35 protein-coding genes are annotated in these 23,501 nt (G+C 67.5%); 33 read left to right on the top strand and 2 right to left on the bottom strand.

Annotated elements, in window-relative coordinates; all coding sequences use genetic code 11:
• Positions 1-8: 8 nt before the first annotated feature.
• Positions 9-1,598 (bottom strand): transporter, encoded by a 1,590-nt coding sequence (locus ACIA8O_RS28285; RefSeq protein WP_396296788.1) that lies wholly within the window; start codon positions 1,596-1,598, stop codon positions 9-11.
• Entirely contained in the window at positions 1,595-2,356 is a 762-nt protein-coding gene (locus ACIA8O_RS28280; RefSeq protein WP_396296787.1) for an ABC transporter ATP-binding protein, read from the bottom strand. Before ACIA8O_RS28280 ends, ACIA8O_RS28285 begins: the two co-directional genes overlap by 4 nt.
• Before the next feature lie 160 nt (positions 2,357-2,516).
• On the opposite strand from ACIA8O_RS28280, the gene ACIA8O_RS28275 reads away from it, so the two are divergent.
• The 33 genes from ACIA8O_RS28275 to rpmJ all read left to right on the top strand — a co-directional run bounded on the left by ACIA8O_RS28275 (position 2,517) and on the right by rpmJ (position 23,384).
• Positions 2,517-3,050: a DUF1707 and DUF4190 domain-containing protein gene (locus tag ACIA8O_RS28275; protein ID WP_396296786.1), complete on the top strand. Its 534-nt coding sequence runs from the start codon at positions 2,517-2,519 to the stop codon at positions 3,048-3,050.
• A gap of 311 nt (positions 3,051-3,361) precedes the next feature.
• Positions 3,362-3,733 carry a 30S ribosomal protein S12 gene (gene rpsL, locus ACIA8O_RS28270; protein WP_014144289.1) on the top strand — a complete coding sequence of 124 codons (372 nt, stop codon included), beginning with the start codon at positions 3,362-3,364 and terminating at the stop codon, positions 3,731-3,733.
• Positions 3,734-3,735: 2 nt separating this feature from the next.
• Entirely contained in the window at positions 3,736-4,206 is a 471-nt protein-coding gene (gene rpsG, locus ACIA8O_RS28265; protein ID WP_030457432.1) for a 30S ribosomal protein S7, read from the top strand.
• 39 nt (positions 4,207-4,245) lie between these two features.
• A complete protein-coding gene (fusA, locus tag ACIA8O_RS28260) occupies positions 4,246-6,351 on the top strand; it encodes an elongation factor G (RefSeq protein ID WP_396296785.1) in 2,106 nt (701 codons plus the stop codon).
• A 189-nt stretch (positions 6,352-6,540) separates the two neighbouring features.
• Positions 6,541-7,734 (top strand): elongation factor Tu, encoded by a 1,194-nt coding sequence (gene tuf / locus ACIA8O_RS28255; RefSeq protein WP_396296784.1) that lies wholly within the window; start codon positions 6,541-6,543, stop codon positions 7,732-7,734.
• A gap of 93 nt (positions 7,735-7,827) precedes the next feature.
• Positions 7,828-8,814: a dTDP-glucose 4,6-dehydratase gene (gene rfbB, locus ACIA8O_RS28250; RefSeq protein WP_396296783.1), complete on the top strand. Its 987-nt coding sequence runs from the start codon at positions 7,828-7,830 to the stop codon at positions 8,812-8,814.
• A 489-nt stretch (positions 8,815-9,303) separates the two neighbouring features.
• Positions 9,304-9,612, top strand: a complete 309-nt coding sequence (gene rpsJ, locus ACIA8O_RS28245; RefSeq protein WP_012785157.1) for a 30S ribosomal protein S10 — start codon at positions 9,304-9,306, stop codon at positions 9,610-9,612.
• A 14-nt stretch (positions 9,613-9,626) separates the two neighbouring features.
• Entirely contained in the window at positions 9,627-10,274 is a 648-nt protein-coding gene (gene rplC / locus ACIA8O_RS28240) for a 50S ribosomal protein L3 (RefSeq protein ID WP_396296782.1), read from the top strand.
• Position 10,275: 1 nt separating this feature from the next.
• Positions 10,276-10,953, top strand: coding sequence for a 50S ribosomal protein L4 (gene rplD / locus ACIA8O_RS28235; RefSeq protein WP_345286240.1), 678 nt, complete (start codon positions 10,276-10,278; stop codon positions 10,951-10,953).
• Positions 10,953-11,273: a 50S ribosomal protein L23 gene (gene rplW / locus ACIA8O_RS28230; protein ID WP_380149358.1), complete on the top strand. Its 321-nt coding sequence runs from the start codon at positions 10,953-10,955 to the stop codon at positions 11,271-11,273. The genes rplD and rplW overlap by 1 nt, the downstream gene beginning before the upstream one ends.
• Before the next feature lie 37 nt (positions 11,274-11,310).
• Positions 11,311-12,147, top strand: a complete 837-nt coding sequence (rplB, locus tag ACIA8O_RS28225; RefSeq protein WP_345286238.1) for a 50S ribosomal protein L2 — start codon at positions 11,311-11,313, stop codon at positions 12,145-12,147.
• 11 nt (positions 12,148-12,158) lie between these two features.
• Positions 12,159-12,440, top strand: coding sequence for a 30S ribosomal protein S19 (gene rpsS, locus ACIA8O_RS28220; RefSeq protein WP_396296781.1), 282 nt, complete (start codon positions 12,159-12,161; stop codon positions 12,438-12,440).
• Positions 12,441-12,501: 61 nt separating this feature from the next.
• The gene (rplV, locus tag ACIA8O_RS28215) at positions 12,502-12,849 is read left to right on the top strand and encodes a 50S ribosomal protein L22 (protein WP_057231334.1); all 348 of its coding nucleotides are present in this window, start codon (positions 12,502-12,504) and stop codon (positions 12,847-12,849) included.
• Positions 12,849-13,676 (top strand): 30S ribosomal protein S3, encoded by an 828-nt coding sequence (gene rpsC / locus ACIA8O_RS28210; protein WP_345286233.1) that lies wholly within the window; start codon positions 12,849-12,851, stop codon positions 13,674-13,676. Before rplV ends, rpsC begins: the two co-directional genes overlap by 1 nt.
• A 4-nt stretch (positions 13,677-13,680) precedes the next feature.
• On the top strand, positions 13,681-14,100 hold the full coding sequence (gene rplP, locus ACIA8O_RS28205) for a 50S ribosomal protein L16 (RefSeq protein WP_030300385.1): 420 nt from the start codon (positions 13,681-13,683) through the stop codon (positions 14,098-14,100).
• On the top strand, positions 14,097-14,321 hold the full coding sequence (rpmC, locus tag ACIA8O_RS28200) for a 50S ribosomal protein L29 (protein ID WP_345286356.1): 225 nt from the start codon (positions 14,097-14,099) through the stop codon (positions 14,319-14,321). Before rplP ends, rpmC begins: the two co-directional genes overlap by 4 nt.
• Positions 14,321-14,593: a 30S ribosomal protein S17 gene (gene rpsQ, locus ACIA8O_RS28195; RefSeq protein ID WP_396296780.1), complete on the top strand. Its 273-nt coding sequence runs from the start codon at positions 14,321-14,323 to the stop codon at positions 14,591-14,593. The genes rpmC and rpsQ overlap by 1 nt, the downstream gene beginning before the upstream one ends.
• A gap of 99 nt (positions 14,594-14,692) precedes the next feature.
• Positions 14,693-15,064 (top strand): 50S ribosomal protein L14, encoded by a 372-nt coding sequence (gene rplN, locus ACIA8O_RS28190; protein WP_014136277.1) that lies wholly within the window; start codon positions 14,693-14,695, stop codon positions 15,062-15,064.
• Between the two features lie 15 nt (positions 15,065-15,079).
• Complete coding sequence (gene rplX, locus ACIA8O_RS28185; RefSeq protein ID WP_345286354.1) at positions 15,080-15,391, top strand: 50S ribosomal protein L24; 312 nt, start codon at positions 15,080-15,082, stop codon at positions 15,389-15,391.
• Positions 15,391-15,960: a 50S ribosomal protein L5 gene (rplE, locus tag ACIA8O_RS28180; RefSeq protein ID WP_396296779.1), complete on the top strand. Its 570-nt coding sequence runs from the start codon at positions 15,391-15,393 to the stop codon at positions 15,958-15,960. The genes rplX and rplE overlap by 1 nt, the downstream gene beginning before the upstream one ends.
• Positions 15,961-15,964: 4 nt before the next feature.
• Positions 15,965-16,150, top strand: coding sequence for a type Z 30S ribosomal protein S14 (locus ACIA8O_RS28175; RefSeq protein WP_030055830.1), 186 nt, complete (start codon positions 15,965-15,967; stop codon positions 16,148-16,150).
• Between the two features lie 270 nt (positions 16,151-16,420).
• On the top strand, positions 16,421-16,828 hold the full coding sequence (rpsH, locus tag ACIA8O_RS28170; protein ID WP_396296778.1) for a 30S ribosomal protein S8: 408 nt from the start codon (positions 16,421-16,423) through the stop codon (positions 16,826-16,828).
• 22 nt (positions 16,829-16,850) lie between these two features.
• Positions 16,851-17,390 (top strand): 50S ribosomal protein L6, encoded by a 540-nt coding sequence (rplF, locus tag ACIA8O_RS28165; RefSeq protein ID WP_396296777.1) that lies wholly within the window; start codon positions 16,851-16,853, stop codon positions 17,388-17,390.
• Between the two features lie 3 nt (positions 17,391-17,393).
• The gene (rplR, locus tag ACIA8O_RS28160) at positions 17,394-17,777 is read left to right on the top strand and encodes a 50S ribosomal protein L18 (protein WP_344442248.1); all 384 of its coding nucleotides are present in this window, start codon (positions 17,394-17,396) and stop codon (positions 17,775-17,777) included.
• Positions 17,778-17,825: 48 nt separating this feature from the next.
• Complete coding sequence (rpsE, locus tag ACIA8O_RS28155; protein ID WP_345286217.1) at positions 17,826-18,461, top strand: 30S ribosomal protein S5; 636 nt, start codon at positions 17,826-17,828, stop codon at positions 18,459-18,461.
• Positions 18,461-18,643: a 50S ribosomal protein L30 gene (gene rpmD / locus ACIA8O_RS28150; protein WP_014136270.1), complete on the top strand. Its 183-nt coding sequence runs from the start codon at positions 18,461-18,463 to the stop codon at positions 18,641-18,643. Before rpsE ends, rpmD begins: the two co-directional genes overlap by 1 nt.
• A gap of 1 nt (position 18,644) precedes the next feature.
• Positions 18,645-19,100: a 50S ribosomal protein L15 gene (rplO, locus tag ACIA8O_RS28145; RefSeq protein WP_345286214.1), complete on the top strand. Its 456-nt coding sequence runs from the start codon at positions 18,645-18,647 to the stop codon at positions 19,098-19,100.
• A gap of 310 nt (positions 19,101-19,410) precedes the next feature.
• Positions 19,411-20,721, top strand: coding sequence for a preprotein translocase subunit SecY (gene secY, locus ACIA8O_RS28140; protein WP_396296776.1), 1,311 nt, complete (start codon positions 19,411-19,413; stop codon positions 20,719-20,721).
• Positions 20,721-21,374, top strand: a complete 654-nt coding sequence (locus tag ACIA8O_RS28135; protein WP_396296775.1) for an adenylate kinase — start codon at positions 20,721-20,723, stop codon at positions 21,372-21,374. The genes secY and ACIA8O_RS28135 overlap by 1 nt, the downstream gene beginning before the upstream one ends.
• A 105-nt stretch (positions 21,375-21,479) precedes the next feature.
• Positions 21,480-22,316 (top strand): type I methionyl aminopeptidase, encoded by an 837-nt coding sequence (gene map, locus ACIA8O_RS28130; RefSeq protein WP_396296774.1) that lies wholly within the window; start codon positions 21,480-21,482, stop codon positions 22,314-22,316.
• Positions 22,317-22,426: 110 nt separating this feature from the next.
• Entirely contained in the window at positions 22,427-22,849 is a 423-nt protein-coding gene (mscL, locus tag ACIA8O_RS28125; protein ID WP_396296773.1) for a large conductance mechanosensitive channel protein MscL, read from the top strand.
• 161 nt (positions 22,850-23,010) lie between these two features.
• The gene (gene infA, locus ACIA8O_RS28120) at positions 23,011-23,232 is read left to right on the top strand and encodes a translation initiation factor IF-1 (RefSeq protein WP_003956442.1); all 222 of its coding nucleotides are present in this window, start codon (positions 23,011-23,013) and stop codon (positions 23,230-23,232) included.
• Between the two features lie 38 nt (positions 23,233-23,270).
• Positions 23,271-23,384: a 50S ribosomal protein L36 gene (rpmJ, locus tag ACIA8O_RS28115; RefSeq protein ID WP_003956441.1), complete on the top strand. Its 114-nt coding sequence runs from the start codon at positions 23,271-23,273 to the stop codon at positions 23,382-23,384.
• Positions 23,385-23,501: the final 117 nt, after the last annotated feature.

The raw sequence follows: 23,501 nt of genomic DNA, 5'->3' as shown, positions 1-23,501 counted from the left end.
GGCGCGGGTCAGCGCTCGATCGCCTTGGCCAGGATCTCGGGCACCCGCTCCAGCAGCCGGTCGGCGGCCAGCCGGGTGCCGAGCAGCGCGAAGACCGCGCCGTACACCAGCCCGCCGGGCAGCACCGTCCACGCGGGCAGCACCAGCATCAGCGCGGCGACCGGCGAGGCGATCAGGGCCACCCCGAACATCGAGCCGAAGGTGTTCAGCGCCACCAGACCGCCCTGGCCGGGCGCGGCGTTGCGCATCGGGTTGGAGTCGGCCGGCATCGCGTACGGGGCCAGCACGCTGAGCAGCGCCCCGGCACCCACCCCGACCCCGAGCCCGGCGAAGGCCAGGCCGAGCGCCGGCAGCCACTCGGACCACTTCCCGGTGGCCACCGCCAGCACCAGCGACAGCACCAGGGTCACCGGCAGCGCGTAGGAGAGCACCGCGTAGGCGCGGCCGCGCAGCTCGTCCCGGGCGTCGGCCGGGGTGGCCAGGGTGGCCGAGACCATCCAGAACGCCGAGCCGTCCATGCCGAACAGGTTGACCATCTGCAGCCCGAGCATCAGCCCGGTGAAGGAGACCAGGTAGACCGTGGCCCAGCCCTGCACCAGCGAGAGCACGCACATCACCAGCGTCATGCCGATGCTGGTGAAGACGGCCGCCTTGGCCCGCGGCTCGCGCCAGGCGTACCGCAGGTGGCGCTGCATCACCGCGCCGAGCCGGCCAGCCGGGAAGAGGTCCCGGGTGGAGCGGCCGACCTGACGGGTGGTGATCAGGGTGGAGGAGTCCGCGGTGACCATCAGGTCCTGCAGGCTCCGCCGCCACCAGCGCAGCAGCACCACCAGCAGCGCGGCGGTGGACGCCAGCTGGAGCAGCGCCAGCGGCACCGACTCGCCGGCCGTGCGGCCCGCGTCCAGCGCGCCGACCGGCGGGATCCAGCGCAGCACGGCGGCGAACGGCTCCAGCGGGGAGAGGTCCAGCCCCTTCTCGCCGGACTTGCCGAGGATCGACTGCGAGACCAGGTTGCCGACCTGGATCAGCAGCGCGAAGAGCAGACCGCCGAAGATGGCGAAGTCCTTGCCCCGGCGGCTGGAGAGCAGCTTGGCGTTGCCCGCGGCGACCGCCCGGGAGAGCGTCACCAGGGTGACCACCGCCAGCGGCACCCCGAGCACCGCGAACGGCACCGAGACGCCGCCCGCCGCGCCGGCCACCGCGGCGCCGCTCAGCATCACCAGCGCGATCACCGGGCCGGGCCCGATCAGCGCGCCGAGCAGGGTCCCGCGCAGCATCGCGGACGGCCGCAGCGGCAGCATGGTCAGCCGGGTCGGGTCGGCCGCCTCGTCGCTGCTGAACAGGAAGAGGGGGAGCGCGCCCCAGCCGATCACCATCGAGGTGGTCAGCATCACGGCGGCGTCGCCCGCGCCGGCGTGGCCGTGCAGGAAGGAGAAGGCGGTGGCGACCAGCGCGGTGACGGCCAGGCCGAGCAGCGAGCCGATGACGTACAGCGCCCGGCGGCCCGGGCTGCGCCTGAGCCCGTTGGCGAGCAGCCGGAGCTTGAGCCGGACCAGGGTGCGGACGACCACCGCGTCCGGGGTGACGGTGGCGCTCACTTCGCCTCGCCCAGCCACTCCAGGCCCTGGCCCTCGTCCTCGCGGACGCCGATCAGTTCCAGGAAGGCGGTGTGCAGCGAGCGCTCGCCGCGCACGTCGTCCAGCGGGCCCTGGGCGATGACCTGACCCGCGTTCACCACCGCGACCCAGTCGCAGAGTTGCTCCACCAGCTCCATCACGTGGCTGGAGAAGACCACGGTGGAGCCGCTGGCGGCGTACCGCTTGAGCACCCCGCGGATGGTCTGCGCGGAGACCGGGTCGACGCCCTCGAAGGGCTCGTCCAGGAAGAGCACGTCCGGGTTGTGCAGCAGCGCGGCGGCCAGCCCGATCTTCTTGCGCATGCCGGTGGAGTAGTCGGCCACCAGCTTGTCGGCGGCCGGGAGCAGGTCCAGCACGGAGAGCAGTTCCTCGGCGCGGCGGTCCACCTCGGCACCGGGCAGCCCCCGCAGCCGCCCGTTGTACTGGAGGAGCTCGCGGCCGCTGAGCCGCTCGAACATCCGCAGGCCCTCGGGCAGGATGCCGATCCGGGCCTTCACGCTCACCGGATCGGCCCAGACGTCGGCGCCGTGCACCAGGACGGTGCCGCGGTCGGGGCGGAGCAGGCCGGTGGCCATGGAGAGGGTGGTGGTCTTGCCGGCCCCGTTGGGTCCGACCAGGCCGATGAAGGAACCGGCGGGCAGGTCCAGGGTGAGGCCGGCCACGGCGGTGTGGTCGCCGAAGCGCTTCCACAGGTCGTGGATGCTGACGGCAGGTGTCATGTGCGCACTCCTAGGTACGGGTCTGCGGTCAGCTTTTCAGAGGAGTACCGTCCGGCGGCACCCTTCGAACGGCGGGATGTGATCATGGTCCGTCCGGGTGAAGTTGCAACTGCCGGACGGTGTCGTTCGTCATGCTGACTGGGGGACAGGAGGAGGACAGATGAACGTCCAGCCGTGGGGTCCGCAGTACCCGCAGCAGCAGGGCCAGCAGGACGCCCAGCTGGGGATGCGGGCCGGTCACACCGACCGCGAGCGCGCGGTCGACGTGCTCAAGGCCGCGTACGCGGAGGGCAGGCTGTCCGCCGACGAGTACGGCCAGCGCTTCGAGGCGGTGCAGCGGGCCAAGACCTACGGGCAGCTCGCCTACCTGGTCTCGGACCTGCCGGTCGGCCCGGCGCCGACCCCGATGCTGGTGCCGATGGCCGCCGTCGCCCCCGTGCCGCCGCCGTACTTCCCGCCGGCCCGGCCCCGGACCAACCCGCTGGCCGTGACCTCGCTGGTGCTCGGGCTGTTGTGCCTGCCGAGCTTCGGCATGACGGCCGTGCCCGCCGTCGTCACCGGGCATCTGGCGAAGGGTCAGCTCCGGCAGAGCCGCGAGGAGGGCGACGGGATGGCCACCGCGGGCCTGGTGTTCGGCTGGCTGTCGGTGGCGTTCTGGCTGCTGATGCTGATCGGCATGGCGGGCTCGGGCTGAGCCGCGCCGCCCCGGCCACCGCCCGCGACCGGCCCGGTCGCGGGCGGAGCTGCGGCGTTGCATTTGTTTTGACCGGCGCGGATGCGCTAGGTACGCTCTGACCTTGTGCCTGGGGTGTCCCCGGGTCCTTGTGCGTGCCAGCAGACCGGCCGCAGTCCGGAGTGGTCCACCGCTCCGTGAGCGCCGTCACTGCACATCCATGGATTCCGTTCCTCGAACGAGGCTCAACACACCCGACCGCGTGGGTCGGAGAGTTGAGGACATCGCAGGTTAGTTTTACGCAGCCTTGGCACACAGAAAACGGAGAAACGGTGCCTACGATCCAGCAGCTGGTCCGAAAGGGCCGGCAGGACAAGGTCGAGAAGAACAAGACGCCCGCGCTGAAGGGTTCCCCCCAGCGCCGTGGCGTCTGCACGCGTGTGTACACCACCACCCCGAAGAAGCCGAACTCCGCGCTTCGTAAGGTGGCCCGTGTGCGCCTCACCAGCGGGATCGAGGTCACCGCCTACATTCCGGGCGAGGGCCACAACCTGCAGGAGCACTCCATCGTGCTGGTTCGCGGTGGCCGTGTGAAGGACCTTCCTGGTGTCCGCTACAAGATCATCCGCGGTTCGCTTGACACCCAGGGTGTCAAGAACCGCAAGCAGGCTCGCAGCCGCTACGGCGCCAAGAAGGAGAAGTAAGAATGCCTCGTAAGGGCCCCGCCCCGAAGCGCCCGGTCATCATTGACCCGGTCTACGGCTCCCCGCTGGTGACCTCGCTGGTCAACAAGATCCTGCTGCACGGCAAGCGCTCCACCGCCGAGCGGATCGTCTACGGCGCCCTCGAGGGCGTCCGTGAGAAGACCGGTGCCGACCCCGTGGTCGCCCTCAAGCGCGCGCTTGAGAACGTCAAGCCCACCCTTGAGGTGAAGTCCCGCCGCGTCGGTGGCGCCACCTACCAGGTGCCGGTCGAGGTCCGCCCGGGCCGCGCCAACACCCTGGCCCTTCGCTGGCTGGTCGGGTACTCCCGCGCCCGTCGTGAGAAGACCATGACCGAGCGTCTGCTCAACGAGATCCTCGACGCCTCCAACGGCCTCGGTGCTTCCGTGAAGCGTCGCGAGGACACCCACAAGATGGCCGAGTCCAACAAGGCCTTCGCGCACTACCGCTGGTAGTCCGAACCCCGTCACTAGACAGAGAGAGAACGAGCCACCATGGCTGCAACCTCCCTTGACCTGGCCAAGACCCGGAACATCGGGATCATGGCCCACATCGACGCGGGCAAGACCACCACCACCGAGCGGATCCTGTTCTACACCGGTGTCTCGTACAAGATCGGTGAGGTCCACGATGGCGCTGCCACCATGGACTGGATGGAGCAGGAGCAGGAGCGCGGCATCACGATCACGTCGGCCGCGACGACCTGTCACTGGACCCTCGACGGTGTCGACAACACCATCAACATCATCGACACCCCGGGTCACGTCGACTTCACCGTCGAGGTGGAGCGTTCGCTCCGCGTCCTCGACGGTGGCGTGACGGTGTTCGACGGCGTTGCCGGCGTTGAGCCCCAGTCCGAGACGGTGTGGCGTCAGGCCGACCGCTACGGCGTCCCGCGCATCTGCTTCATCAACAAGCTGGACCGCACGGGCGCGGACTTCTACTTCTGCGTCAAGACCATCGTGGACCGCCTCGGCGCGACCCCGCTGGTCATGCAGCTCCCGATCGGCGCCGAGGGTGACTTCACCGGTGTCGTCGACCTGGTGAAGATGAAGGCCCTGGTCTGGTCCGCGGACGCCCCCAAGGGCGAGATGTACGACACCGTCGACATCCCGGCCGACCTGGCGGACAAGGCTGCCGAGTACCGCGAGCAGCTGATCGACACCGTCTCGAACGTCTCCGACGAGGTCATGGAGCTCGCCCTCGAGGGCGAGGACATCCCCGAGGAGATCCTGGTCGCGGCGATCCGCAAGGGCACGCTGAACTCGGACTTCACCCCGATCTTCTGCGGCTCGGCGTTCAAGAACAAGGGCGTCCAGCCCCTGCTCGACGCGGTTGTGAAGTACCTGCCGTCGCCCCTCGACATCGAGGGCATCGAGGGCACCAAGCCGAACAACCCCGACGAGAAGATCGTCCGTCAGGCCTCGGACGACGAGCCGCTCGCCGCGCTCGCGTTCAAGATCATGTCTGACCCGCACCTGGGCAAGCTCACCTTCGTCCGCGTGTACTCCGGCCGCCTGGAGTCCGGCACCTCGGTGCTGAACTCCGTCAAGGGCAAGAAGGAGCGCATCGGCAAGATCTACCGCATGCACGCGAACAAGCGTGAGGAGATCGACTCGGTGGGCGCCGGCGACATCATCGCCGTCATGGGCCTCAAGCAGACCACCACCGGTGAGACGCTGTCCGACGAGAAGAACCCGGTCATCCTGGAGTCCATGGACTTCCCGGCCCCGGTCATCCGCGTCGCGATCGAGCCCAAGTCCAAGGGTGACCAGGAGAAGCTGGGTGTCGCCATCCAGCGTCTCGCCGAGGAGGATCCGTCCTTCCAGGTCAACACGGACGAGGAGACCGGCCAGACCATCATCGCGGGTATGGGCGAGCTGCACCTCGAGGTGCTCGTCGACCGTATGCGCCGTGAGTTCAAGGTCGAGGCCAACGTCGGCAAGCCGCAGGTCGCGTACCGCGAGACGATCCGCAAGGCCGTCGAGCGCATCGACTACACGCACAAGAAGCAGACCGGTGGTTCGGGTCAGTTCGCGAAGATCCAGATCGCGATCGAGCCGATCGAGTCCGGCGAGGGCTACGAGTTCGTGAACAAGGTCACCGGTGGCCGCGTTCCGAAGGAGTACATCCCCTCGGTCGACGCCGGTTGCCAGGAGGCCATGGAGTTCGGTGTCCTCGCCGGCTACCCGCTCCAGGGCGTTCGCGTCACCCTGCTCGACGGTGCCTCGCACGACGTCGACTCCTCCGAGCTCGCCTTCAAGATCGCCGGTTCCATGGCGTTCAAGGAGGGTGCGAAGAAGGCCGGCCCGGCTCTGCTGGAGCCGATGATGGCTGTCGAGGTCACCACGCCCGAGGACTACATGGGCGACGTGATCGGCGACATCAACTCTCGTCGTGGCCAGATCCGGTCCATGGACGAGCGTCACGGTGCCCGCGTCGTCTCGGCGCTGGTGCCTCTCTCCGAGATGTTCGGCTACGTCGGTGACCTGCGCAGCAAGACCTCTGGTCGCGCGAGCTACTCGATGCAGTTCGACTCGTACGCCGAGGTTCCGCGGAACGTGGCGGACGACATCATCGCCAAGGCCAAGGGTGAGTGACGTCCCGACATTCGGGATGTTCGTAACCCCTTAGGCTATTAGGAGGCGAACCTGGGGAATCCACCCGGATTCCCCAGGTTCCCTCCGGCCCCCACCCGCGGGACGGCACGGGCTCCGGCCCGGACCCAACCCGATCAAAGACCAACTGACGTCAGCACGGCGTACAGAACTGTCCTCAGGAGGACTGCAGTGGCGAAGGCGAAGTTCGAGCGGACGAAGCCCCACGTCAACATCGGCACCATCGGTCACATCGACCACGGTAAGACCACTCTTACCGCGGCGATCACCAAGGTGCTGCACGACGCGTACCCGGACATCAACCCCTTCACGCCGTTCGACCAGATCGACAAGGCGCCGGAGGAGCGGCAGCGCGGTATCACCATCTCGATCGCGCACGTCGAGTACCAGACCGAGGCGCGTCACTACGCCCACGTCGACTGCCCGGGTCACGCGGACTACATCAAGAACATGATCACCGGTGCGGCCCAGATGGACGGTGCGATCCTCGTCGTCGCCGCCACCGACGGCCCGATGCCGCAGACCAAGGAGCACGTCCTCCTGGCCCGCCAGGTCGGCGTCCCCTACATCGTCGTCGCGCTGAACAAGTCCGACATGGTGGACGACGAGGAGATCCTGGAGCTCGTCGAGCTCGAGGTCCGTGAGCTGCTCTCCGAGTACGACTTCCCGGGCGACGACCTGCCGGTCGTCCGCGTCTCCGCGCTGAAGGCCCTCGAGGGCGACGCCGAGTGGGGCGAGAAGCTCCTCGGCCTGATGCACGCCGTTGACGAGGCCATCCCGACCCCGGCCCGCGCCGTGGACCAGCCGTTCCTGATGCCGATCGAGGACGTCTTCACGATCACCGGTCGTGGCACCGTCGTCACCGGCCGCATCGAGCGCGGTGTCCTCAAGGTCAACGAGACTGTCGACATCATCGGCATCAAGGAGACCAAGACCACCACCACGGTCACCGGCATCGAGATGTTCCGCAAGCTGCTCGACGAGGGCCAGGCCGGTGAGAACGTCGGTCTGCTCCTCCGTGGCATCAAGCGCGAGGACGTCGAGCGCGGCCAGGTCATCATCAAGCCGGGCTCGGTCACCCCGCACACCGAGTTCAAGGCCCAGGCCTACATCCTGTCGAAGGACGAGGGTGGCCGTCACACCCCGTTCTTCAACAACTACCGCCCGCAGTTCTACTTCCGTACCACGGACGTGACCGGCGTCGTGACCCTCCCCGAGGGCACCGAGATGGTCATGCCGGGCGACAACACCGCCATGGACGTCGTGCTGATCCAGCCGATCGCCATGGAGGAGGGCCTCAAGTTCGCCATCCGTGAGGGTGGCCGTACCGTCGGCGCCGGCCAGGTCACCCAGATCATCAAGTAATTGCCGATCTGACCACTGGTCATTGCGAGGGCCCGCCCCCCGTCCGCGAGGACGGAGGGCGGGCCCTCCGCCGTTCCACAGCAAGGCACCACCATGCGCATCCTCGTCACCGGCGGGGCCGGCTTCATCGGCTCCGCCTACGTCCGGGCCCGGCTGGCGGCCGACCCCGCGGCCCGGGTCACCGTGCTCGACGCGCTCACCTACGCCGGCGTCGAGGCCAACCTCGCCCCGGTGGCCGGCCACCCCGGCTACTCCTTCGTCCGCGGCGACGTCTGCGACCGCGAGCTGGTCCGCCGGCTGCTGCCCGGCCACGACGCCGTGGTGCACTTCGCCGCCGAGACCCACGTCGACCGCTCGATAGCCGGCGCCGCCCCCTTCGTGCGCACCAACGTGCTCGGCACCCAGGTGCTGCTGGACGCGGCGCTGGAGCACGGCACCGGCCGCTTCCTGCTGGTCTCCACCGACGAGGTCTACGGCTCGATCGCCGAGGGCTCCTGGACCGAGGACCAGCCGCTCGCGCCGAACTCCCCGTACGCCGCCTCCAAGGCCTCCGCCGACCTGCTGGCCCTCTCGTACCACCGCACCCACGGCCTGGACGTGGTGGTCACCCGCTGCTCCAACAACTACGGGCCGTACCAGTTCCCGGAGAAGGTGATCCCGCTCTTCACCACCGAGCTGCTGGACGGCCGGACCGTCCCGCTCTACGGCGACGGCGGCCACGTCCGGGACTGGCTGCACGTGGACGACCACTGCCGGGGCATCGAGCTGGCCCTGGCCCGCGGCCGGGCCGGGCGGGTCTACCACCTGGGCGGGGGAACCGAGTTGACCAACCGTGAGCTCACCGGCCGGCTGCTGGCCGCCACCGGCCGTGGCTGGGAGGCGGTCCGCACGGTCCCCGACCGCCAGGGCCACGACCGGCGGTACTCGCTGGACGGCGGCCGGGCCCGGGCCGAGCTCGGGTACGAGCCGCTGATCGGCTTCGAGGCCGGCCTGGCCGACACCGTCCGCTGGTACCGGGAGCACCGCGACTGGTGGCAGCCGTTGCGGGCCGGAGGGCGAACTTCCCTCCGCAGCGCCTGAGTTGGGGCTCGCGGGGGCGCGTGGCGCGGATCACGCGCTGCTCCGATTGGCATCCGACCTGCCGAATGTGGCAGGATGTCCTAGTTGCTCGGTTGAGTTGCCGATGCTGCGCGCCTCCCGCCGGGAGGACTGGAAGCGAGTCCCAGGTACTCGTCGTTCCCGTGATGGCCGTTCATATTCCCACGTGCTGTATGTGGGCGTAGTGGTGTGTAGTCGACACCGCGGCAGCTGCGGGGCGGACGTACGGGAATCTTCCGGGAAGCGTAGGCAGGGCCTCGACCCGGCGCCTGGCGGGTGCAAGACCTCGCCGAACCCCGATGTACCGAGACCGAGAAGGCGTGACCTTCCCGGTTTCTTGCAAGCGAAAGGGCGACACGCCCGAGCGCGGGGGTCGGAGAGGGTAACCACCCGGGGGCGCCACCGGACCAAGCCACCCGGCCGAATCCGGCTGCAGAAGCAACAGACGACACAAAGGACTACTGAGTAGCCATGGCGGGACAGAAGATCCGCATCCGGCTCAAGGCCTACGACCACGAGGTGATTGACTCCTCGGCGAAGAAGATCGTCGAGACCGTCATTCGCACTGGTGCGCAGGTCGCGGGCCCGGTGCCGCTGCCCACTGAGAAGAACGTTTACTGCGTCATCCGCTCGCCGCACAAGTACAAGGACTCGCGCGAGCACTTCGAGATGCGCACTCACAAGCGTCTGATCGACATCCTCGACCCGACCCCGAAGACCGTTGACTCGCTGATGCGCCTCGACCTTCCGGCCGGCGTCGACATCGAGATCAAGCTCTGAGAGGCGCGACGAAGATGGCAAAGCAGATTAAGGGCATCCTGGGCGAGAAGCTCGGCATGACCCAGGTCTGGGACGAGAACAACCGGATCGTTCCGGTGACCGTCGTCAAGGCCGGGCCGAATGTCGTGACCCAGGTCCACACCGCTGACAGCGCTGCCGGCTACGACGCCGTGCAGATCGGCTTCGGCGAGATCGACCCCCGCAAGGTGAACAAGCCCCTCGCGGGCCACTTCGCCAAGGCCGGTGTCACCCCGCGCCGCTTCCTGGTCGAGCTCCGCACCGCGGATGCTTCCGAGTACACCCTCGGCCAGGAGATCACCGCTGAGCTGTTCGAGGCGGGTGTCAAGGTCGACGTGACCGGCACCTCCAAGGGCAAGGGCTTCGCCGGTGTCATGAAGCGTCACAACTTCAAGGGCCTCGGCGCCGGTCACGGCACCCAGCGCAAGCACCGTTCGCCCGGCTCCATCGGTGGCTGCGCCACCCCGGGTCGTGTGTTCAAGGGCATGCGCATGGCGGGTCGGATGGGCCACGAGCGTGTGACCACCCAGAACCTGACCGTGCACGCGGTCGACGCGGAGAAGGGCCTGCTCCTCATCAAGGGTGCGGTCCCGGGCCCGAACGGCGGCCTCGTCCTCGTCCGCACCGCGGCGAAGGGGCTGTGAAATGAGCACCATTGACATCCTGTCGCCGGCTGGCGACAAGGCCGGCAGCCTCGAGCTGCCCGCCGAGATCTTCGACGCCAAGGTCAGCATCCCGCTGATGCACCAGGTCGTCGTGGCGCAGCTCGCTGCGGCCCGTCAGGGCACTCACAAGACCAAGACCCGCGGCGAGGTCCGTGGCGGCGGCAAGAAGCCGTACCGCCAGAAGGGCACCGGTCGCGCCCGTCAGGGCTCGACCCGCGCGCCGCAGTTCGCCGGCGGTGGCGTCGTGCACGGTCCCGTGCCGCGCGACTACTCGCAGCGGACCCCGAAGAAGATGATCGCGGCCGCTCTGCGTGGCGCGCTCACCGACCGGGCCCGCCACAACCGCATCCACGTCGTCACCGGCGTCGTTGCGGCCGAGGCGCCGTCGACCAAGGCCGCCAAGGGCCTGTTCGGCAAGATCTCCGAGCGCAAGAACGTCCTCCTGGTCGTCGAGCGCGAGGACGAGCTGGGCATCAAGTCCGCTCGCAACCTGCCGAACGTGCACATCCTGGACGCGGGTCAGCTGAACACCTACGACGTGCTCGTCTCCGACGACGTGGTCTTCACCCAGGCCGCCTTCGAGCGTTTCGTGGCCGGTCCGGCCGCGTCCGCCAAGGCCGTGGCTGCTGAGGGCGAGCTCGAAGGGAGCGCCGCCTGATGGCTGCAGAGATCACGAGCAAGACGTTCACGGACCCCCGTGACGTCCTGGTGAAGCCGGTCATCTCCGAGAAGAGCTACTCGCTCCTCGACGAGAACAAGTACACGTTCATCGTGTCGCCGGGGTCCAACAAGACCCAGATCAAGCAGGCCGTCGAGGCGGTCTTCTCGGTCAAGGTCGAGGCTGTCAACACGATCAACCGTCAGGGCAAGCGCAAGCGCTCCAAGACCGGTTTCGGCAAGCGCAAGGACACCAAGCGCGCCATCGTGACGCTGGCCGAGGGCAACCGCATCGACATCTTCGGTGGTCCGACCTCCTGACGGAGGACTCGGATCGTCGTTAAGGACGAGGACGAAAATGGGTATCCGCAAGTACAAGCCGACTACGCCGGGCCGTCGTGGCTCCAGCGTGGCCGACTTCGTCGAGATCACGCGGTCCACGCCGGAGAAGTCGCTGGTTCGCCCGCTGCACAGCAAGGGCGGCCGTAACAACGCCGGTCGTGTCACCGCTCGCCACCAGGGTGGCGGCCACAAGCGCGCCTACCGCGTGATCGACTTCCGTCGTCACGACAAGGACGGCGTGCCGGCCAAGGTCGCTCACATCGAGTACGACCCCAACCGCACCGCGCGCATCGCGCTCCTGCACTACGCGGACGGCGAGAAGCGCTACATCATCGCCCCGCGTGGCATCGCCCAGGGTGACCGGATCGAGAACGGCCCCGCGGCCGACATCAAGCCGGGCAACAACCTGCCGCTGCGCAACATCCCGGTCGGTACCACCATCCACGCGGTGGAGCTGCGTCCCGGTGGCGGTGCCAAGATGGCCCGCTCCGCCGGTTCCGGCATCCAGCTGCTGGCGCGTGAGGGCAAGATGGCGCACCTGCGCATGCCCTCCGGTGAGATCCGCCTGGTCGACGCCCGCTGCCGCGCCACTGTCGGCGAGGTCGGCAACGCCGAGCAGTCGAACATCAACTGGGGCAAGGCCGGCCGTATGCGCTGGAAGGGCGTCCGCCCGACCGTGCGTGGTGTGGCCATGAACCCGATCGACCACCCGCACGGTGGTGGTGAGGGTAAGACCTCCGGTGGTCGCCACCCGGTCTCGCCGTGGGGCAAGCCCGAGGGCCGCACCCGTCGCCCGAACAAGGCGTCGGACAAGCTCATCGTGCGCCGCCGCAAGACCAACAAGAAGCGCTAGGAGCAGGTCAGATGCCGCGCAGTCTCAAGAAGGGCCCCTTCATCGACGGCCACCTTCTCAAGAAGGTGGACGCGCAGAACGAGGCGGGCACTCAGAACGTCATCAAGACCTGGTCCCGTCGTTCCGTGATCTCCCCGAGCATGCTCGGTCACACGATCGCGGTTCACGATGGCCGCAAGCACGTCCCGGTGTTCGTCACCGAGTCGATGGTCGGCCACAAGCTCGGCGAGTTCGCCCCCACGCGCACCTTCAAGGGGCACGTGAAGGACGACCGCAAGTCGAAGCGCCGCTAGTCGCTCCGCGAGCTTCAGCGCCAGCACGACTCAAGTGACTTACTCCATTAAGGGGACAACCATGGAAGCCAGGGCCCAGGCGCGGTACATCCGCGTCACGCCCATGAAGGCCCGCCGCGTGGTGGACCTCATCCGTGGCATGAGTGCCACGGAGGCCCAGGCCGTCCTGCGTTTCGCTCCGCAGGCAGCCACCGTGCCGGTCGGCAAGGTGCTCAACAGCGCCATCGCCAACGCCGCGCACAACTACAACCACTCCAACGTGGACGACCTCGTCATCAGCGAGGCGTACGTTGACGAGGGCCCGACCCTGAAGCGGTTCCGTCCGCGCGCCCAGGGCCGTGCCTACCGGATCCGCAAGCGGACCAGCCACATCACCGTGGTCGTCAGCAGCAAGGAAGGGACCCGGTAATGGGCCAGAAGGTTAACCCGCACGGGTTCCGCCTCGGCATCAGCACGGACTTCAAGTCCCGCTGGTACGCCGACAAGCTGTACAAGGACTACGTCAAGGAAGACGTCGCCATTCGTCGCATGATGACGAAGGGCATGGAGCGCGCCGGCATCTCCAAGGTCGAGATCGAGCGCACCCGCGACCGCGTCCGCGTCGACATCCACACCGCTCGCCCCGGCATCGTCATCGGCCGCCGTGGCACCGAGGCCGACCGCATCCGCGGCGACCTCGAGAAGCTGACCGGCAAGCAGGTCCAGCTGAACATCCTCGAGGTCAAGAACCCCGAGCTGGACGCCCAGCTCGTGGCTCAGGGCGTCGCGGAGCAGCTGTCCTCCCGCGTGTCGTTCCGCCGTGCCATGCGCAAGTCGATGCAGGGCACCATGAAGTCCGGCGCCAAGGGCATCAAGGTCCAGTGCTCCGGTCGTCTCGGCGGCGCCGAGATGAGCCGTTCGGAGTTCTACCGCGAGGGTCGCGTGCCGCTGCACACCCTCCGTGCGAACGTCGACTACGGCTTCTTCGAGGCCAAGACCACCTTCGGCCGCATCGGCGTGAAGGTCTGGATCTACAAGGGCGACGTCAAGAACATCGCCGAGGTCCGCGCTGAGAACGCCGCTGCCCGCTCGGGCAACCGTCCGGCCCGCAACGACGCCCGCCCCGCGCGTGGCGGCGAGCGCGGTGGCCGTGGCGGCGAGCGTGGCGCCCGTGGCGGTCGTCGTCCCGCGAACACCGAGGCCCCGGCCGCGGTGACCGAGGCGCCGGCTGCCGAGAGCACCGGAACGGAGGCCTGACCTCATGCTGATCCCCCGTCGGGTCAAGCACCGCAAGCAGCACCACCCGAAGCGCCGTGGCGCCTCCAAGGGTGGCACCGAGCTGGCGTTCGGCCAGTTCGGCATCCAGGCCGTCACCCCGGCCTACGTGACGAACCGTCAGATCGAGTCCGCTCGTATCGCGATCACCCGTCACATCCGCCGTGGCGGCAAGGTCTGGATCAACATTTACCCGGACCGTCCGCTGACCAAGAAGCCGGCCGAGACCCGCATGGGTTCCGGTAAGGGTTCGCCGGAGTGGTGGATCGCGAACGTGCACCCGGGTCGGGTCATGTTCGAGCTGTCGTACCCGAACGAGAAGGTGGCTCGCGAGGCGCTCACCCGCGCCGCGCACAAGCTGCCGATGAAGTGCCGGATCGTCCGGCGCGAGGACGGTGAGAGCTGATGTCGGCCACGAAGGCTGCAGAGCTTCGCGAGCTGGACAACGAGGCTCTCGTCGCCAAGCTCCGTGAGGCGAAGGAGGAGCTGTTCAACCTCCGCTTCCAGGCGGCGACCGGGCAGCTCGACAACCACGGACGGCTCAAGCTCGTCCGCAAGGACATCGCGCGGATCTACACCCTGATGCGCGAGCGCGAGCTGGGCATCGAGACGGTGGAGAACGCCTGATGACTGAGAACACCAACGAGACGCGCAGCTTCCGCAAGACCCGTGAGGGTCTCGTCGTCAGCGACAAGATGGACAAGACCGTCGTCGTCGCCGTCGAGGACCGCGTCAAGCACGCGCTGTACGGCAAGGTCATCCGCCGTACGAACAAGCTGAAGGCGCACGACGAGGCCAACGCCTGCGGCGTCGGCGACCGGGTCCTCCTCATGGAGACCCGTCCGCTGTCCGCGACGAAGCGCTGGCGCGTCGTCGAGATCCTCGAGAAGGCCAAGTAACGGAGCCGATGTGGTACGGCCGTATGTGCCCGGTGTCGCAAGACGATCGGGTGAGCAGCGGCCGGCCCGTCGACCTTCGTTGACGATCAGGAGAAAGCTGTGATCCAGCAGGAGTCGCGACTGCGCGTCGCCGACAACACCGGTGCCAAGGAGATCCTTTGCATCCGTGTTCTCGGTGGCTCCGGTCGCCGCTACGCCGGTATCGGGGACGTCATCGTCGCCACCGTCAAGGACGCGATCCCCGGCGGTTCGGTGAAGAAGGGTGACGTCGTCAAGTGCGTCGTCGTCCGCACCGTCAAGGAGCGTCGTCGTCCGGATGGCTCGTACATCCGCTTCGACGAGAACGCCGCCGTCGTTCTGAAGAACGCCGATGGTGACCCCCGCGGCACCCGCATCTTCGGCCCGGTGGGCCGCGAGCTGCGCGACAAGAAGTTCATGAAGATCATCTCGCTGGCGCCGGAGGTGCTCTAACCCATGGCGAACAGCATGAAGATCAAGAAGGGTGACCTGGTTCAGGTCATCACCGGCAAGGACAAGGGCAAGCAGGGCAAGGTCATCCAGGCCATCCCCGCTGAGAACAAGGTCCTGGTCGAGGGTGTGAACCGGGTCAAGAAGCACACCAAGCCGGGTCCGGGCACCCAGGGTGGCATTGTCACCGTCGAGGCTCCCGTTCACGTCTCCAACGTCCAGCTGGTCGTGGAGAAGGACGGCAAGAAGGTCGTCACCCGCGTTGGTTACCGCTTCGACGACGAGGGCAACAAGATCCGCGTTGCCAAGCGAACCGGTGAGGACATCTGATGTCTGAGACGACTGTTGAGAAGGTGGCCCCCCGCCTCAAGGAGCGTTACAACTCCGAGATCAAGGGCCAGCTGCAGGAGCAGTTCAAGTACGAGAACGTCATGCTGATCCCCGGCCTGGTCAAGGTCGTGGTCAACATGGGTGTCGGCGAGGCTGCCCGTGACAGCAAGCTGATCGAGGGCGCGATCCGCGACCTCACCGCCATCACCGGCCAGAAGCCGGCGGTGACGAAGGCTCGTAAGTCCATCGCGCAGTTCAAGCTGCGCGAGGGCCAGCCGATCGGCACCCACGTCACCCTCCGTGGTGACCGCATGTGGGAGTTCGTGGACCGTCTGGTGTCGCTGGCGCTGCCGCGTATCCGTGACTTCCGCGGCCTCTCGCCGAAGCAGTTCGACGGCCGTGGCAACTACACGTTCGGTCTGACCGAGCAGGTCATGTTCCACGAGATCGACCAGGACAAGGTCGACCGTCAGCGCGGTATGGACATCACCGTCGTGACCACCGCTCAGAACGACGACGAGGGCCGGGCGCTCCTGCGCGCTCTGGGCTTCCCGTTCAAGGAGGCGTGAGCCAATGGCGAAGAAGTCCCTCATCGCGAAGTCCGAGCGCAAGCCGAAGTTCGGCGTGCGTGCGTACACCCGCTGCCAGCGCTGCGGCCGTCCGCACTCGGTGTACCGCAAGTTCGGCCTGTGCCGTGTGTGCCTCCGTGAGATGGCGCACCGCGGCGAGCTGCCGGGCGTGACCAAGAGCTCCTGGTAATCCAGAGCCCTTAGTCGCAACAGCGAATCAGCAGGCGTGCCCGACCCCACACGCCCCCGTTTTGGGGGAGCCGTACGGGATCCCGTAAGGTAGTGGGGTCGGGCCCCCTGTCGCGGACGGTTATGTGCTGTCCGCGACCCTCTGTGAGAGGGCTCGCACCCAGTCTTACTACGTCGCAGGTCCCCTGCGTCTGTGCCCTTGCCGCACTCCACGAGTGCGGCGGGGGGACCTGGCGCGGAGAAACCACGGCGAGAGAGGCCTGAGGCCATCATGACCATGACCGACCCCATCGCAGACATGCTCACGCGTCTGCGTAACGCGAACTCGGCGTACCACGACACCGTGGCGATGCCGGCCAGCAAGCTCAAGGCGCACGTCGCCGAGATCCTGCAGCAGGAGGGGTACATCTCCTCCTACAAGGTTGAGGAGCCCGCTGAGGGCGAGGTCAGCAAGAAGCTGACCATCGAGCTCAAGTTCGGCCCCAACCGTGAGCGCTCCATCGCCGGCATCAAGCGCATCAGCAAGCCGGGTCTGCGCGTTTACGCAAAGTCCACCAACCTGCCGAAGGTCCTCGGCGGCCTGGGCGTGGCGATCATCTCCACGTCCTCGGGTCTCCTCACGGACAAGCAGGCTGCCAAGAAGGGCGTAGGCGGAGAAGTTCTCGCCTACGTCTGGTAATTCGGGAAACGGAGGTACAGCAATGTCTCGCATTGGACGGCTGCCCATCCCGGTTCCCGCCGGCGTGGACGTCACCATCGATGGCCAGGCGGTCTCGGTGAAGGGCCCGAAGGGCTCCCTCACCCACGTCGTCGCCGCGCCGATCGAGATCGGCAAGGGCGAGGACGGCACGCTGCTCGTCACCCGCCCGAACGACGAGCGTCAGTCGAAGGCCCTCCACGGCCTTTCCCGCACGCTGGTGGCGAACATGATCACCGGCGTGACCGCGGGCTACCGCAAGTCGCTCGAGATCAGCGGTGTTGGTTACCGTGTCGCCGCGAAGGGCTCCGCCATGGAGTTCCAGCTCGGCTACAGCCACCCGATCCTGGTCGAGGCGCCGGAGGGCATCTCCTTCGTCGTCGAGTCGCCCACCAAGTTCCACGTGGACGGCACCGACAAGCAGAAGGTCGGCGAGGTCGCCGCGAAGATCCGCAAGCTGCGGAAGCCCGACCCGTACAAGGCCAAGGGTGTCAAGTACGCGGGCGAGGTCATCCGCCGCAAGGTCGGAAAGAGTGGTAAGTAAGCCATGACTGTCTCTGTCAAGATCGGCAAGGGCAACGGCTACAAGAACGCCGCCCGCAAGCGCCGCGCGATCCGCGTTCGCAAGCGCGTCGTCGGCACCGAGGTGCGTCCGCGCCTCGTTGTGACGCGCTCGAACCGTCACATGGTCGCCCAGGTCATCGACGACGCCAAGGGTCACACCCTGGCGTCGGCGTCCACCCTCGACGTGTCCATCAAGGGCGCCGAGGGCGACAAGACCGAGCTGGCCAAGAAGGTCGGGAGCCTGGTCGCCGAGCGCGCCAAGGCCGCCGGCATCGAGTCGGTCGTCTTCGACCGCGCGGGCAACCGGTACGCCGGCCGCATCGCCGCCCTGGCGGACGCGGCCCGTGAGGCCGGGCTCGACTTCTAAGCCGCTCGTCGACCCAGTCGACGGACGTAAACGAGAGAGGTAATACCAATGGCTGGACCCCAGCGCCGCGGCAGCGGCGCCGGCGGCGGCACCGGCGGTGGCGAGCGGCGTGACCGTAAGCGCGACGACCGGGGCAACGCCCCCGCCGTCGAGAAGACTGCTTACGTCGAGCGCGTCGTCGCGATCAACCGTGTCGCCAAGGTTGTCAAGGGTGGTCGTCGTTTCAGCTTCACCGCGCTGGTCGTGGTGGGCGACGGTGACGGCACCGTGGGTGTCGGTTACGGGAAGGCGAAGGAGGTTCCGGCCGCCATCGCCAAGGGTGTTGAGGAGGCCAAGAAGAACTTCTTCAAGGTCCCCCGTATCCAGGGCACCATCCCGCACCCGATCCAGGGCGAGAAGGCCGCCGGCGTCGTGCTGCTGAAGCCGGCGTCCCCCGGTACCGGTGTTATCGCCGGTGGCCCGGTGCGTGCCGTCCTGGAGTGCGCCGGCGTTCACGACATCCTGTCGAAGTCGCTCGGCTCGGACAACGCCATCAACATCGTGCACGCCACGGTCGCCGCTCTGAAGGGCCTCGTGCGCCCCGAGGAGATCGCGGCCCGTCGTGGCCTGCCGCTCGAGGACGTCGCCCCGGCCGCGCTGCTGCGCGCCCGTGCGGCTGGTACCGCTGCGGCGGTGAGCGCCTGATGGCTCGCCTGAAGGTCACTCAGACCAAGTCGTACATCGGCAGCAAGCAGAACCACCGTGACACCCTGCGTTCGCTCGGCCTCAAGCGGCTGAACGACACCGTGGTGAAGGAGGACCGCCCGGAGATCCGCGGCATGGTCCACACCGTTCGTCACCTCGTCACGGTCGAGGAGGTGGACTGAAATGGCAGACAACTCGCCGATCAAGATCCACAACCTGCGCCCGGCCCCCGGTGCCAAGACCGACAAGATCCGCGTCGGTCGTGGTGAGGGTTCCAAGGGTAAGACCGCAGGTCGTGGTACCAAGGGCACCAAGGCCCGCTACCAGGTTCCGCAGCGCTTCGAGGGTGGCCAGATGCCCCTCCACATGCGCCTGCCGAAGCTGAAGGGCTTCAAGAACCCGGCCCACAAGCAGTTCCAGGTCGTGAACCTGGACAAGCTGGCCGAGCTCTACCCGAACGGTGGCGAGGTCACCGTGGCCGACCTGATCGCGAAGGGCGCCGTTCGCAAGAACGAGCTCGTCAAGGTCCTCGGCCAGGGCGACATCGCGGTCGCGCTGCAGGTGACGGTCGACGCCGTCTCCGGCTCCGCCGCCGAGAAGATCACCGCCGCCGGCGGTTCGGTCACCGAGCTCATCTGAGCCCGCTGACGTTCCTCGGAACCCCGTTCCTCCTTCGGGAGGGACGGGGTTCCGTGCTTTCCGGACCGATTTTCCGCTGACTTTTGTGTGTCAAAACGGGCATCCCGTCCCCCGTGCGTGGGGGAGGGGTGGTACGCGCTTCTTTCGGGTGGCCGAGCACTGTTAGAGTCCGTGGAGTTCCCTTGTAGGCTGCGCCCAGGCTTGCCTGTGCCGTCCGGAGAAACCCGGGGCCCACGGGGGCTGCAATCCCCACACACCCATTCAGGACCGACCCTTCCGCCGACGACGTGCGGGAGGCGCAGGAGGCACCGTGCTCAGTGCGTTCGCGCGGGCGTTCCAGACGCCCGACCTGCGCAAGAAGCTGCTGTTCACGCTGGGCATCATGGTGCTGTTCCGGCTGGGCGCCCACGTTCCCGTACCGGGCGTCGACTTCGTCGCGGTCAACCAGTGTCTGAAGGACCAGTCGCAGAGCGGTCTGTTCGGCCTGGTGAACCTCTTCAGCGGTGGCGCACTGCTCCAGCTGACGATCTTCGCGCTCGGCATCATGCCGTACATCACGGCCAGCATCATCCTCCAGCTCCTCACCGTGGTGATCCCGCGGCTCGAGGCGCTGAAGAAGGAGGGCCAGGCCGGCACCGCGAAGATCACCCAGTACACCCGCTACCTGACCATCGCGCTCGCCGTGCTCCAGGGCACTGGCATCGTCGCGACGGCCTCCAGCGGCGCCCTGTTCTCGGGCTGCTCGCTCGCCACCCAGGTGGTGCCGGACCAGTCGATCTTCCGCATCGCCAGCATGGTGATCACCATGACCGCGGGCACCACCGTGGTCATGTGGCTCGGTGAGCTGATCACTGACCGCGGCATCGGCAACGGCATGTCGATCCTGATCTTCACCTCCATCGCCTCCGGCTTCCCGGGCTCGATGTGGGCGATCAAGCTCTCCGGCAAGATCGGTGACGGCTGGGTCGAGTTCTTCAGCGTGATCGCAATCGGCGTCGTCGTCGTGATCCTCGTCATCTTCGTCGAGCAGGCGCAGCGCCGGATCCCGGTCCAGTACGCCAAGCGCATGATCGGCCGCCGCGCGTTCGGCGGCACCTCGACCTACATCCCGCTGAAGGTCAACCAGGCCGGTGTCATCCCGGTCATCTTCGCTTCGTCGCTGCTGTACATCCCTGCGCTGGTGGCGCAGTTGACGAACAGCCAGGCCGGCTGGGCCCAGTGGATCAACACCAACTTCGTCCGCGGTGACCACCCGGTCTACATGGCCACCTACTTCGTGCTGATCGTGTTCTTCGCCTTCTTCTACGTCGCCATCTCCTTCAACCCCGAAGAAGTTGCCGACAACATGAAGAAGTATGGTGGGTTCATCCCGGGCATCCGGGCCGGCCGACCGACGGCCGAGTACCTTAACTACGTGCTGACCCGTATCACGTGGCCGGGGTCGCTCTACCTGGGCCTGATCGCGTTGATCCCGATGATCGCCCTGGTCGCCTTCAACGCGAACCAAAACTTCCCGTTCGGTGGCACCAGTGTGCTCATCGTCGTCGGTGTCGGACTCGAAACTGTGAAGCAGATCGAGAGCCAGCTCCAGCAGCGTAATTACGAAGGGTTCCTCCGCTGATGCGTATCGTCCTCGTCGGACCTCCCGGGGCCGGGAAGGGTACTCAGGCGCACGTCCTGGCCAAGACCCTGTCCATTCCCCACATCTCCACCGGAGACCTGTTCCGCGCCAACATCAGCCAGGGCACCCCGCTGGGGCTCGAGGCCAAGGCGTACATGGACGCGGGTCGCCTGGTGCCGGATGAGGTCACCATCGGGATGGCCAAGGACCGCATGTCGCAGCCGGACGCCGCCAACGGCTTCCTGCTGGACGGCTTCCCCCGGAACCTCGGCCAGGCCAAGGCCCTGGACGAGATCCTGGTCGAGTTCGGCATCGCCCTCGACGGCGTGCTGGACCTGGAGGTCCCCGAGGACGAGGTCGTCAAGCGGATCGCCGGTCGCCGGCTCTGCCGCAACGACGGCGGCCACGTCTACCACGTGGTCTACAACCCGCCGAAGACCGAGGGCGTCTGCGACGAGTGCGGCGGCGAGCTGTACCAGCGCTCGGACGACACCGAGGAGAAGGTGCGGACCCGGCTGGAGGTCTACCACACGGAGACCGAGCCGATCATCGCCTACTACGAGCAGCAGGGTCTGCTGGTCACCATCTCGGCGCTGGGCAAGGTCGACGAGGTCACCGAGCGCGCGGTCGGCGCGCTGAAGAAGAACGCCTGACGGTTCGCAACGGACGGCCGGGAAGCCCCTCGTGGACTTCCCGGCCGTCCGTGCGTCGTACCGTAGGTGGGTAGCAGCAGTACGGACGGAAGGTGTGGAACCCAGATGGTGGAGATCAAGACCCCCGAGCAGATCGCCAAGATGCGGGCGGCCGGGCTGGTCGTGGCCGAGGCGCTGAAGGCCTGCCGGGAGGCGGTGGCCCCGGGGATCACCACCCAGGAGCTGAACGACATCGCGGACAAGGTGATCACCGGTCACGGTGCGACCTCCAACTTCCGCGCGCACCACGGCGGCCTGTGGTTCCCGGGCGTGATCTGCGCCTCCGTCAACGAGGAGGTCGTGCACGGCATCCCCGGTGAGCGGGTCCTCCAGGAGGGCGACATCATCTCGATCGACTGCGGCGCGATCGTGGACGGCTGGCACGGCGACGCGGCGATCACCGTCGCGGTGGGGCAGACCGCCCCGCAGAACGAGCTGCTCTCCCGGGTGACCGAGGGCTCGATGTGGGCCGGCATCGCCCAGATGAAGAAGGGCAACCGCCTGGTCGACGTCTCCCGGGCGATCGAGGGCTTCATCCGCCGCCAGCCGCTGCCCCCCAAGGGCAAGTGGGGCATCACCGAGGGCTACGGCGGCCACGGCATCGGCACCGCGATGCACATGGAGCCGCACGTGCTGAACTACGTGGCCGGCCGGGGCAAGGGCCCCAAGCTGATCCCGGGCACCGTGCTGGCGATCGAGCCGATGGTCTCGCTCGGCACCCCGCACACCGAGATCCTCGAGGACGACTGGACCGTCGTCACCACCGACGGCACCTGGGCCTCGCACTGGGAGCACTCGGTGGCCGTCACCGAGCAGGGCCCGCTGGTGCTCACCGCCTTCGACGGCGGCAAGGCCGAGCTGGCGAAGCTCGGTGTGGTGGCCGCCCCGGATCCCCTGGGCTAGGACGGCCGCTCGTCTGAGCCCTTCGCCACACGCACGGCCTGCAGGTTTCGTCCTGCAGGCCGTTTGTCCTATTTTTAGCAGCTGACAACCGCTGAGAAGGGGACGAGCAAGTGCTCAAGGGATTCCGCGACTTCATGATGCGCGGCAACGTGATCGACATGGCCGTCGGTGTGGTCATCGGCTCCGCCTTCACCGCGGTGGTGACCGGCTTCGTGGCCGCCTTCCTCACCCCGCTGGTCGGCGTGGTGGTCGGCGCCGCCGGCGACTTCCGCGCGTACAGCTTCACCGTGGCGGGCGTCACCTTCCCGTACGGCCAGTTCCTGAACGTGCTGATCGCGTTCCTGCTGACCGCCGCGGTCCTGTACTTCTGCGTGGTGCTGCCGGTCACCAAGGCGACCGCCCGCTACCTGCCGAAGAAGCCGAAGGCCGCCAAGCGTCCGTGCCCGGAGTGCCTGAGCGACATCCCCGAGGCCGCCCGCCGCTGCGCCCACTGCACCGCGCACGTGGAGCCGCTGGTGGTCACCAGCCTCTGAGCCGGTTTGGTGTGGCTGGGGCGGTGGCGTACGATGGACCGTCGGCTCACTCGTAGCGTGCTTCTGCACGCCCTCTGCCCGATCCGGGCGGGGGTGAACCCAGGTTCGCACGAGCGTGCCGCATACGGTAGCCGTTCCCCGGAAGGTGGATCTCGTAGTTCATGGCAAAGAAGCAAGGCGCCATTGAGATCGAGGGCACCGTGATCGAGTCCCTGCCGAACGCCATGTTCAAGGTGGAGCTGCAGAACGGTCACAAGGTCCTCGCGCACATCAGCGGCAAGATGCGGATGCACTACATCCGTATCCTCCCGGACGACCGGGTTGTCGTGGAGCTCAGCCCTTATGACCTGACTCGAGGCCGGATCGTCTACCGGTACAAGTAACAAGCATCTGTCAGATCTAGACCCGGAGAACCTGAACCATGAAGGTCAAGCCGAGCGTCAAGAAGATCTGCGACAAGTGCAAGGTGATCCGCCGTCACGGCCGGGTCATGGTGATCTGCGACAACCTGCGCCACAAGCAGCGCCAGGGCTGATCAGCCTCACCCCGCATTTCTCGTAGTACTTCGCGCGACGCGAAAAACGTCATAAGCGGGCTACCCGATCCGTCCTCCTCATGAGGGCGGACTGCCACCCCCGGCGCAGAGGCCGGG

This window comes from Kitasatospora sp. NPDC051853 (genome assembly GCF_044452665.1).
Taxonomy (GTDB): Bacteria; Actinomycetota; Actinomycetes; order Streptomycetales; family Streptomycetaceae; genus Kitasatospora.
The sequence above is the reverse complement of the archived record's forward strand: the minus strand, read 5'-3'. Positions and strand labels throughout refer to the sequence as shown.